12 protein-coding genes are annotated in these 11,324 nt (G+C 28.3%); 1 reads left to right on the top strand and 11 read right to left on the bottom strand.

Annotated elements, in window-relative coordinates; translation table 11 throughout:
* Positions 1-63: 63 nt before the first annotated feature.
* The 3 genes from B8978_RS11290 to B8978_RS11280 form a co-directional block, all read right to left on the bottom strand.
* Positions 64-1,484 (bottom strand): IS3 family transposase gene (locus B8978_RS11290; RefSeq protein ID WP_242950543.1). Its coding sequence is split into 2 segments (ribosomal slippage): positions 64-998 and positions 998-1,484, totalling 1,422 coding nucleotides; the frame shifts between segments, so codons are not numbered across the junction.
* A gap of 74 nt (positions 1,485-1,558) precedes the next feature.
* A complete protein-coding gene (locus B8978_RS11285; RefSeq protein ID WP_084116130.1) occupies positions 1,559-2,839 on the bottom strand; it encodes a DedA family protein in 1,281 nt (426 codons plus the stop codon).
* 124 nt (positions 2,840-2,963) lie between these two features.
* On the bottom strand, positions 2,964-3,365 hold the full coding sequence (locus B8978_RS11280) for a hypothetical protein (protein WP_084116129.1): 402 nt from the start codon (positions 3,363-3,365) through the stop codon (positions 2,964-2,966).
* 148 nt (positions 3,366-3,513) lie between these two features.
* Between B8978_RS11280 and B8978_RS11275 the strand changes: the two genes are divergently transcribed.
* Complete coding sequence (locus B8978_RS11275) at positions 3,514-4,053, top strand: DUF2383 domain-containing protein (protein ID WP_084116128.1); 540 nt, start codon at positions 3,514-3,516, stop codon at positions 4,051-4,053.
* 432 nt (positions 4,054-4,485) lie between these two features.
* On the opposite strand, the gene B8978_RS11270 is transcribed toward B8978_RS11275, so the two are convergent.
* The 8 genes from B8978_RS11270 to B8978_RS11235 form a co-directional block, all read right to left on the bottom strand.
* Positions 4,486-5,373 carry a DUF2156 domain-containing protein gene (locus B8978_RS11270; RefSeq protein WP_084116127.1) on the bottom strand — a complete coding sequence of 296 codons (888 nt, stop codon included), beginning with the start codon at positions 5,371-5,373 and terminating at the stop codon, positions 4,486-4,488.
* A gap of 111 nt (positions 5,374-5,484) precedes the next feature.
* Complete coding sequence (locus tag B8978_RS11265) at positions 5,485-6,276, bottom strand: MBL fold metallo-hydrolase (RefSeq protein WP_084116126.1); 792 nt, start codon at positions 6,274-6,276, stop codon at positions 5,485-5,487.
* 83 nt (positions 6,277-6,359) lie between these two features.
* A complete protein-coding gene (gene ymfI / locus B8978_RS11260; protein ID WP_084116125.1) occupies positions 6,360-7,109 on the bottom strand; it encodes an elongation factor P 5-aminopentanone reductase in 750 nt (249 codons plus the stop codon).
* Between the two features lie 48 nt (positions 7,110-7,157).
* Entirely contained in the window at positions 7,158-8,270 is a 1,113-nt protein-coding gene (gene rodA, locus B8978_RS11255; RefSeq protein ID WP_084116124.1) for a rod shape-determining protein RodA, read from the bottom strand.
* Between the two features lie 179 nt (positions 8,271-8,449).
* Complete coding sequence (locus tag B8978_RS11250) at positions 8,450-8,707, bottom strand: DUF3892 domain-containing protein (RefSeq protein WP_084116123.1); 258 nt, start codon at positions 8,705-8,707, stop codon at positions 8,450-8,452.
* A 96-nt stretch (positions 8,708-8,803) separates the two neighbouring features.
* The gene (gene trmB, locus B8978_RS11245) at positions 8,804-9,439 is read right to left on the bottom strand and encodes a tRNA (guanosine(46)-N7)-methyltransferase TrmB (protein ID WP_084116122.1); all 636 of its coding nucleotides are present in this window, start codon (positions 9,437-9,439) and stop codon (positions 8,804-8,806) included.
* 57 nt (positions 9,440-9,496) lie between these two features.
* Positions 9,497-10,144, bottom strand: coding sequence for a site-2 protease family protein (locus B8978_RS11240; protein WP_084116139.1), 648 nt, complete (start codon positions 10,142-10,144; stop codon positions 9,497-9,499).
* A gap of 142 nt (positions 10,145-10,286) precedes the next feature.
* Entirely contained in the window at positions 10,287-11,315 is a 1,029-nt protein-coding gene (locus B8978_RS11235) for a hypothetical protein (protein ID WP_084116121.1), read from the bottom strand.
* Positions 11,316-11,324 lie beyond the last annotated feature (9 nt).

Below are 11,324 nucleotides of genomic sequence, written 5' to 3'. Positions count from 1 at the left end.
ATGATGCGACCCCAATAAGTTAGACTTTATTGCGTAGTAGTTTTTAACTGCTACGCAATTATTTTAAGCAGCCAAGAGGCTGAGCCTGTATTCTACAGGACTCATCCATCCTAGTTTCTCTTTAATTCTTTTCTCGTTATAATACTTTATATATTTATCTATTGTCTCTTTCAGTTGCTCATAGCTATAGTAAACCAAACCATAATACATTTCTTGTTTCATAATTCCAAAGAAGTTTTCCATTACTGAATTATCATGGCAGTTTCCTTTCCGGGACATACTTTGGAAGATTTTATTTTCTTTTAGCTTATAACAATAAGCTTTCATCTGGTAAGCCCATCCTTGATCCGAATGAAATGTACGCCTATATTTACAATCGCTTGTAATTTTTACAGCTTCATTTAATGCATTCATTATATTCTCAGCAGACGGACGTTGAGAAATAGAATAACTAATTATTTCTCTATTACACATATCCATAAATGGATCTAGGTAAAGTTTCTTGATGATCATTCTTCCTTTATCATCTATAACATAATACTTAAATTCTGTAGTGTCTGTTGTAATCTTTTGGTGTGGAATATGAGTTTCAAACCTCCTGTGAATTCTATTAGGAGCAACTCTACCCACCTTGCCTTTATAAGAACTGTATTTACGGCTTCTTCTGGTAAACGAAGTAACTTGAAGACCTAGCTTCTGAACAATTCGTTGAACACGTTTCTTGTTTACAACTAGTCCTTGTTTTCTTAATTCTCCATATAACCGACGATAGCCGAAATCTTTATTCTCTTTTCTGATTTCAAGGATTCTTTGTTCAAGATCCTTGTTTGGATTTTCTCTATCAAAGCGTTTTTGCCAGTACATATATGTTGATTTAGGAAAACCTGTGAATGCGAGAATATCTTTTAGTTTGAAGTATCCTCGGAGGCTGTGAATGATTCCCGCTGTTTTTTCAGAAGAGTTTCCTCTTCTAAACGCAACCTCCTCAGTTCTTTTAAATAGGCATTCTCTATTTTTAACTTAAGTAACTCATCTTCAAGCTGTTTAACATGCTCAACACTTGTATCCACTGGTTTTGTATCAAACTGTTCTTTTGATTGTGAGGTCTTTGGAGATTCCAATGATTTCTTCCTCCCTTTCCGCTTTGGTCTCAAAGCATCAGGACCTGAAATTCTGAAATCATTAACCCACTTCGCTATTAATGGCGGATTACCGATTCCAACCGATAAAGCCAGTTCCTGATAAGAAACTTCTTTAGATAAGTATAACTCTACCACATGGGTCTTAAATTCAAAAGTATATTTTTCATTTTTTCTCGAACGCATTAATCCTTTATCGCCATACTTTTTGTATGCTTTTATCCACTGTTGTATATTTCGATGTGCAGGAACGCCATATTTAGTTGAAAGATAGTGTGCTCCTTCTTCACCTGATAGATATTCTTGAACAATCTTTTTCTTGAATTCAAAACTATATTTTGCCATAAAAAAACTGACCTCCCATACATTAGATTTTTAGGTCTAACTTATGGGGGTCAGTTCAGAATGCAGAGTAATAGCTACTTTTTTAATTCTTTAATGATTTTAAAAATCTGATTTATTGTTATATTTATTGTTAGCCATGTAACCCCAAAAATATAAGCTACAATAACACTACTAGCCGTATAATTCTTTATTAACATTGCTGAACTTCCTATTAATATACATATTACAATACATATAACCACACTAATTGTTTTCAGCCTATATCTAATTTGCTGTTCTAAAATTATAAATGCTAAGTATCCATAAAATATTACAGAAATATATGCTGCATAACATAAAAACTTGCCTTCTATATTGTATTTTCTTGTTATTACCATAGAAAGTATACGCTCAATTAATATGTATATAAAGCCTCCACCTAAAACTTCAACTATAAAACTTAATATTTGAACCTTTTTATTATTAAAATAAAACAACATACAACTTACAAAAATTAAAGAACCTATTAAAATAGCTATGTTATTTGACATATATAAAAATAAATTCATTATCTTCGGTGTTTGAAAATTAAACATACTTCTTACAATATAATTAATTACTCTATTAAATCTAATAAATTCATTATGTAATATCTTATCTATACTAATTATAATTAATACAACCATAGATAAAAATATGAATTGTGTTACAATAAACAAGATTTTTATTCTGCCTAGGGATTTATATGTTAATATGACTTTATTAAGAGAGTTATAAATATATTCTCTTATTTTAGTTTTAAAATATTTTAACACTATTATTAAAATAACTATTAAAGACAATACAATGCATATGACAACCAGGTATTTACTAGCATAAGCATGAAGTTTACCCCATTTTCCACCTAAAACCTTACCAATAGATATAAAAGTGAAAGTCCAAATAAATGATCCTATGTAAGAATTAATCACAAATTTTTTAAATGATACTTTTGTAATTCCTGCAAAATATCCAGTAATATGCCTTACTCCAGGAATGAAATAAGCTATTATCAATAGATTACTCCCATATAAGTCAAACCATGTAGAAATTTTTTTCATTCTCTTAGGTCCCATGTGAACGTATTTTCCATACCTATTAAAAAAACCTATACCTAAAGTTTTACCAATAAAATAAGAAATGGTGACTCCAATATTTACACCTAAAAATGCAAGTAATATACTTATAGAATAATTTAACTTTCCTTTATATACAAGATATCCACAATAACTCATTAATGTTTCACCTGGTAAGGGAAACGCTAATAATTCAAGCATTAAAGCTACTAATAAAACTACATATCCATTATTGTCTAAAAGAGTAAGTATTGAATGCATTTTTGAAACCTCCATACAAAGGTAAATATAAATTATATTTACTATCTTAACATAAAACTTTAAAAAATAGATGAATAAAATTTAAATTTACAACTTTGATATGGATATTCTATAATATAATTTATTATGCTTTATATCGCATTAATGGTGCTTCATATAAATGTATTTCTTTAAATATGCCTTTTGCCTCTTCCCTAAGCATGTTCCAAGTTTCAGGTACGTGTTTTCCTGTTGAAAAATCTAATGTATTTATATCTTTTAATTCAATTTTAACTTTTTCTAAATTATGACACTGTTCAAATAGTCCTGGAACAAATGCCAAACAAGCATCTAATATAGAATTTTTGTCATCTCTATCTTTAGGAATTACAGCATGTATATTTCCAAGCCTTTGAAATTTCTCTTCATCATATTTGGCTTCAAACCACCTTTTTTCTCCTTCACCTTGCAAAATTTCTACATAAATGTCTTCTAAACCATCCTTGCTCTCATTTCCAATAATAAATATTTTAGAATATACGGACATTTAATATCATCTCCACTTATATTTTAATCATATGTTATGCAGTTATTTTTGTTTTATAATATGTTATTTTGTACATACTTGGGAAATTTAAAAGGTTATATTATATTTAAAAACTGATAATAATATAATTTAGAAAGGAGTGTTTTGTATGAATAAAAATAAAAATAAAAAAAAGACTGCTGCTATAAAAAATAAGACTGCAAATAACTCCACAAATTCATCAAAATTAAATGAAAATCTTAAAAATTCATCAATAAAAGAGTTAAACGCTATTTTAAAGGGTGAATACATGGCAATAGATGCTTACAAAAAATATATAAATAATATTTCTGACAAAAATGCAAAAACTGAGCTACAAAAAATTCAAGATGAGCATAAAAATGAGGTTCAAATTTTATCTAAAAGGATACAACAACTTGGTGGAACTGCAAAACAAAGTCCTGGAATATTAGGAAAAGTTGCTGAAACAATTTCAAGCGTAAAAGACCTGGGTAATAAAAAGCCTAGTACTTTTGTTAAAAATGCACTGACTGGTGAAACTAGAGGTGTAAAATTAGTTTCTGAAATGGTTAAAGGTGACTTAGATTCTCAAAGTATGAATTTAGTTAACACAATGCTAAACCAAGATAAGGCTCATATAAATACACTTTCTGGACTGGCTACAAGTCTTGATAATGTTGAGAAATGATTTATGCACAATATATGACTTTCCGTAATAGTGAGATATTGCAAAGCAAAGACTAAAAAATTTTATCATAGCTAAAGCTGATAAAAAGATTAAAGAAAGCCTTCGGCTAGATGGAATAATTGACCAGGCTAAAGCCGTCAAAGATTAGAGAAGTTGCTTACGTAACAGGTAAAGAAGTGAAAGCTAAAGGCTGATACCTATATTAATATACAAAAATAATTCTACTATATATTAACACCACAGGTTGTGTTTTTAGGCGCAACCTGTGGTGTTAACATTATAGTTAATATTATAATAAATACTTATACATTACCTTTTTGCTGAAAGCAAATTCTATCACCATTAACGGTATTACCGTTAATTCTTTAATTTTGCCACTTTGGCAACCTTTCACCTTTTTACTCACGAAGTAAAGGAAAAATCTTTAACCAGTTACTTCACAACATATTTTTTAACAAATTCAAATAACTTGTAGGATTCCTTAGCTTTTCTTAATCCTGGTATTCCTAAATCTTGTTCTCTATTTATAATTTTTACATCATTAAAATAGTTTTCAACAAAATACTTATTTATAAAAGTATACACTCCTTTTATATCTGAATCTGCCTTCTCAACATGTATAATTGCCATGTTATCACTTATCTTTTCTCCAATTGTAAGTGCAACTATTTTGTCTTCAACAAATACAGCTATACCTTTAAATTGAAATTTTTCATAATTCCTTAATAAATTCTCAATTGCTTTAATTTCATATGATAAATACTCACTCTTGTCCTCTTTTTGATTTAACCAATAATTTAATGCTTCTAATGATTCTTCGATTTTAACATCTTTTAGTTCTTTTACTGTATATGTATAGTTCTTTATAAACTGATTGTAATGATTCTTTTTTGCATGAAGTTTTTTACCTGAAAGAGACATCAATTTTTCACTTTCATATACATAGTCAAAATTATCTCTGTCTTCTAAAATTTCTAGAGAATTTCCGTATACAATTTTTAAGTCTTCTACGAAACTTTCTTCAATATCTTTGAATAAACATTCCATTTCAAACTCTTTTTTATATACCTTGAGCGTTTCAATTATTTCCTTTAAATCTTCAATTTTATAACCTATAGGTTGCATAAAATGATTTGACCCGTCAAAATCTTTCTTTTTTATAATTAAAACATCATTATATATAGCATACTCAATTTTACAGGCATCTTTCCATATATATAGTGTAGTAAATGAATACTCACAACTATTGTAGTTAAAATTATTTAAATATTTTTCTAATATCTGCTTATCTTCTAATGTAAGCTTTTTAAACTGTAACACAAAACCACTCCAATTCAATACCCAAATTAATACTTATTATTACTTAATACTTCGTTTTAACATTTCGTTTCTTAATTATACCATAAAACTTAATAAAATTATAATGGACTTTTACTTTGTATAAGTTTTTATAATAACATTAAAATTACCTTCCGAATCACAACTTGTGCTTACATCATGTTTTATCCCACTTATTCCAGAGGTTTTGTTAAAATCATCTTTTACAAATGACATGTTTTTTAAATTACTCTGATTTTTAGGTATAGAAAACTTCAACTTTATATTGTCTTTTGAGTCACTAGCTTCTACATCTATGTCTCCAATTTGATATTTAGATTCTATCTTGTTTAATTCTAGTCCATTAGAATTTACTGCTGCTTCAAGTTCATTGTAATGACTATTTGATTTTATTGAATCATCTATATATCTAACTTCCTGAACTTTATAATCGCTTATTATTTTAGCTGCTGCTCCCATATTGCTATCATCGCCACTTGTTATAATAACTGAATACAAAGTATCTACAGAATGAGCTTTTAAAGCACTTTCTATTTCTTTTATATTTTCAGCCTTGCCCGAATCTATAAGTATGTTTTTTTCTCCACATTGCAATAATATACAACCATTATCTCCATTATCAATAAAATTAATTTTTAGCATAGTATTTACAATGTTACTACTCAAAGTTTCCTTTTCCATATCACTTGTTGTAGAGTTTTTAGCAATTTGTGATTGATCTTGTATTGGTATTTTTAAATACCCAACAAATGTAATTATAATTCCAATTATCATGCATATTATATAAATTTTTAACTTTTTCTTTTTCGTAACTAATGCGGTTATAAGCATAGTAATAAAATAAATTGTACTTACAAGACCAAACATGATTAATATTATTTCCAAAAACATCATCCCCTAATTCTAGATAATCATTATTAGAAATATTGACATATTAGCCTTATAGTATTCACATTTTTTTAGATGTCCTATAGAAATCCGCCATCAATTGTTATTATTTGTGATGTAATATAACTTGAGGAATTACTTGCAAGAAATACTGCAAGTTCTCCAATTTCTTTCGGTTTTCCAAGCCTATCCATTGGTATATCTTCTTTAATTGAATCTATTTCCTCATGGCTAAAAGACTTATTCATATCCGTATCTATTACACCAGGAGCTATAGCATTTACTCTTATATTTGCAGTTGCAAGTTCTTTTCCAAGAGCCATTGTAAAAGCATTTATCGCACCTTTTGAAGCTGAATAAAGTGTTTCACAAGAAGCTCCAACATTACCCCATATTGACGATATATTTATTATAGATCCACATTTTCTTGAAATCATGTGACTTATTACAGCATTAGTGCAGTTATAAACTGACTTAAAGTTTGAATCCATTATGTAATTATATTCTTCTTCATTAGAATCAACAAATAACCCAATCTTAGATACTCCAGCATTATTGATTAAAACATCTATCTGTCCAAAATCACTTATAATACTTTTAATCATTTGCTTTACTTTTAAGAAATCTCTTAAATCACATCTATACTTTTTACCATATCCACCTATTTCTCTTATAAGTTCTAATGTTTTGTCTATTCCAATTTCATCTTCCATATAATTAATAGCAACAGATGCCCCTACCTTTGACATTTCTATTGCTATTTGTCTTCCTATACCTCTAGAAGCCCCTGTTATTAAAACAACTTTTCCTTTTAAATCACTATTAATCATTTAAATCCACCTATCTATAAAAAAATTTGTATATATACAAGTTATTCTCTAAAAATTTATTTTTTTCTTTCTCATCCCAACATTCATAACCAATGCTATAGCCATAAAATTCGAAAATATAAAACTGTTACCATGACTCATAAATGGAAGTGGTATCCCTGCAATTGGAGCTAATCCAATTGTCATGGCTATATTTTGAAAAATTGAAAATGTTAAAGATGAAAATGTACCTATACAAATTAATCTACCTAATAAATCCTTTGATTGTATTCCTATTTTCAATATTTTATATAATAGCAGGGCATATAATATAAGCAATGCTACTGCCCCTATTATTCCCCATTCCTCTCCAACAACTGCAAAAATAAAGTCTGTGTGATCTTCAGGTATATATCCACCTGAAACTTGAGTTCCCTTTAAAAATCCCTTACCAAATAATCCTCCAGAACCTATGGCTACCAGTGAATTTGCTAGTTGATATCCTGAGCCTTGTTCGTTTCCCGTTGGATTAAAAAGAGACGTTATTCTAGCTTTTTGATATGCCTTTAAAAGGCTGCTATTCCATAAAATAAGTACAAATGGTACTACAATTGCTACACTGGCATAAATTATTTTCAAATCTATACCTGAAATAAATATAATTCCAAGTGCTATACAAAGACAAATTATAGCTTCTCCTAAATTGGGTTGTTTATAAACTAAAAGCACTGGTATCAATGTATAAAGCATTAATATACTAAAATTCTTTAGGTTATTAACTTCACCATCCATATCACTTATCTTTCTTGCAATAAATATAGTAAGGATTACCTGAAAAAAACCAACAGGAGCAAAACTTTGACCTCCTACCTTCATCCAAGAATTAGCGCCTTTTACTGCTTCACTATGAAATGCTGTATAAAACAAAAGCATATTTCCAATCCAATAAAATACTGTAGCATAATTACTCATAAAACTATAATCTAAGAGAAGAATAACATATACAACTATTAAACTCATACCTATACCAACAAACTGTGCAATTAAATAATGCGTCCCATATGAAGCCCGAGATGCACTGTATACATTTAACGCTCCAAACACTGATATAATGAGTGCTATAATTAATATACTGAAATCCGCTTGCTTTAATAATCTCTTATCAATTACCCATTTTTTCAAAATTACTCCTCCCATCTTACATTTTTATATGTAAGTTTTGCACAATATCATACCAATAAATTATACATTAAACCAATACTATTTGTCCTATAATAAATCATTAATTTATTATAAACAATTAATAGAGTACGCATCACACTGTTTTGATACGTACTCTATGTAAAAACCTGCATTTTTAATTATTGAAATTTGTTAGTATTTAAATTTGGCATATCTATAAGATTGTCACTGTAATCTTCTTCTATACTTTTTATATATTCATCTCCGTTATCATCTTTTTCAATTTTAACGCCACTAATCATTCCTTGATAAGCCATACTTACAGCTTCTTCTTTCATTACAATTTCACCATTTTCAAGTGAGTACGCAATTATGTCTTCATTATTGTTTTTTATTACTTTTTTTATTACATGTGAATTTTTAAATCCAAACGGCATAAATATACCTCCTCTAATGTAGCACTGTTATAAACATAAATCTACATTTTACTAAGATATATTTTATCCAATCATATATGTTTTATACACATTTTGTTATTTAAGAACTGCTTTTAAAAACATTATTTTCATTCCTAAACTTACAAACTTACTTTCATATTCTGTTACAATGTTTTCATGGAAATCACTATTATGAAGATCATAAGTATAATATTCTATCTTAAACCCATTGTCTTTAAAGTATTCAATAGAAGCATCAAACAAACCTGCATTGTCAGTTTTAAACCATATTTCAGTATTTGGTTTTATAAACTTCTTATATTTTGTAAGAAATTTAGTGTGTGTGAGCCTTCTTTTATTGTGTCTGTCCTTTGGCCAAGGATTGCAAAAATTTATATATATTCTGCTTATCTCATTTTCACTAAAAACATCTTCAATAAATGCTATTTGAAGTGGTATTATTCTAATGTTTTCAAGTTCAGCCTCTTGAACTTTTCTTAGAACATAAACTAATACTTCATCTTTTAAATCTATGGCTATATAGTTTTTGTTTGGATTTTGTGATGCAACTTTGATTATAAAGTCTCCTCTTCCACAGCCAAGTTCCAAATGAATATCATTACTATTTCCAAAAACTTCACTCCATTTACCACTGTATTGTGTTGGTTCTGTTATAACAAGAGGGCTTTTTTCCATCTCTGGTCTTGCCCACCATTTTTTTCTAAGTCTCATTAATTTCCCTCCATCATTGGTCTTAACTAATAACTGCAATGTTTTCTATTCTAATACTTATCTTATAACCATAGCCGCAATATTCATAAATGCATTATATATTAAACTTCCTGGTATTCCTATAACTATACCTAATATAGAATTTCCACCTAATACAGGCATTGCTAATACAATAAAAATAATCAACTGATATCTATATAGAGAATCCGATATATTATAAAAAGCTTTTGGAAATAAATCTCTCAAGATATGGAACCCATCAAATCCCGGTATTGGAATTAAATTCAGCAATGCTAACATACAATTTATACTTGAAACAGTACTAGCTATTCTAATTAATAAATATGTTAGATTATTTGATGGTAATACTTTATATAAAATCATTGTAACAAATGCAAATACAAATCCAACAAGTAAATTTGCTAGTGGTCCAGCAACAGAAACTTTTAGATCATCTTTATAGTAATTTTTATAAGCACTTGGATTAGTCTCTACTGGCTTTGCCCATCCAAAACCTACAATTAAAATTAATATAAATCCTATTGGATCTATATGTGAAATTGGATTTAAGGTTAATCTTCCTTGAAATCTAGGTGTTTTATCCCCTAATTTATCTGCTACTATTGCATGAGCATACTCATGAAATGTAAACGCTATTAAAATTGCGGGAATGCTTATTATAATAGCTAGTGCTTTATCATTTATACTTCCCACATGAAATTCCTCCTATCATAAATTATATTATACAATTATATCAAACTTTTTATGAACTTATAAGTACCTTACCCAATAAAGTAAACTTTACATTCATATGGATAAAAAATTTGCAGAATAAATCTGCAAATTTTTATTTATAATCTGTAGTTAAAAGTTTACCACTTTCTTGTGATAATATTTCTTTGTCCGTCATCTTAATTAGAGTTCCTTTATAACTTGTCATTTGATTTGTTTTTAACGCAGTAACCTGACCTTTTAAACTATCATTTTTATATATGATTCCACCTTCAGTTACATGTAAATCATCAGGTTCTGCTCCACCTGGAACTACTAATGATTGCCACTCACTTGTAGGTGTTTCTGTTTTTCCATAATATATATTAGTTATTAATCCATTTACCTGATTGCCAATAAAAACATCATTATCATCATCAGCGCCTAAAATCACTGGATTTTGAATGTTGGAAAAATTCATACTTACTTTGTCATTTGTTGAAACAATTCTATTTGAACTTAAATCTTCATAAATCAATTCATCTTTATTAGGTATAATTCTTATATTACCAATTTTCGAAGAAGTGGTATCAATTTTGGTAACTTCATTCATAACATTGTTTTCATAAATCTCAGATTTATAAGAATTTCTTTTAACTTTCACATATATCAAATTAGTTGCTGGTGAAATTTGAATATCATCTACAGTTGATGAACTACTAGACCATGTAATATTGTCATTTATATTATTTTTAATTGATTTAGCTGCATCATATGCTTTTAATTGAATTTTACCACTGTTTTCCTCAGGTTCTTCTGCTATCATAATTCTATGTCTATCAGAAACCCAGTTGTAAAACAATATTTTATTACCTTTATCTGGCACAACTTCTTTAACTTGGCCACTAGTTGCATCTAATATTTTTAAACTTTGACCTTCACAATATGAAATAAACTTTCCATCATAAGAAGCATTTATCTTATTGGCATCAGCAGGAATATTTATAGAAATAGCTTCTTTCTGAGGTGCCTTTGTTACCATTTTACTAATTTTAAATTTAGTTTCCGTTCTTAAATAGTACTTGTCTACATAATATAGTGCTCCAAATTGAATTACTAAAGATATAACTATCCATATACTTACGTGTTTCAAAGCCTTTATCATAAGTGTACC

Origin of the sequence: Clostridium acidisoli DSM 12555, assembly GCF_900176305.1 — a bacterium.
Lineage (GTDB): Bacteria > Bacillota > Clostridia > Clostridiales > Clostridiaceae > Clostridium_I > Clostridium_I acidisoli.
The sequence above is the reverse complement of the archived record's forward strand: the minus strand, read 5'-3'. Positions and strand labels throughout refer to the sequence as shown.

Excerpts from the sequence above, each read along its gene's own strand:
- B8978_RS11275 (WP_084116128.1), top strand. The coding sequence starts at position 3,514 with ATGAATAAAAATAAAAATAAAAAAAAGACTGCTGCTATAAAAAATAAG.
- B8978_RS11285 (WP_084116130.1), bottom strand. The coding sequence starts at position 2,839 with ATGCATTCAATACTTACTCTTTTAGACAATAATGGATATGTAGTTTTA.
- B8978_RS11250 (WP_084116123.1), bottom strand. The coding sequence starts at position 8,707 with ATGCCGTTTGGATTTAAAAATTCACATGTAATAAAAAAAGTAATAAAA.
- B8978_RS11235 (WP_084116121.1), bottom strand. The coding sequence starts at position 11,315 with ATGATAAAGGCTTTGAAACACGTAAGTATATGGATAGTTATATCTTTA.
- trmB (WP_084116122.1), bottom strand. The coding sequence starts at position 9,439 with ATGAGACTTAGAAAAAAATGGTGGGCAAGACCAGAGATGGAAAAAAGC.
- B8978_RS11280 (WP_084116129.1), bottom strand. The coding sequence starts at position 3,365 with ATGTCCGTATATTCTAAAATATTTATTATTGGAAATGAGAGCAAGGAT.
- ymfI (WP_084116125.1), bottom strand. The coding sequence starts at position 7,109 with ATGATTAATAGTGATTTAAAAGGAAAAGTTGTTTTAATAACAGGGGCT.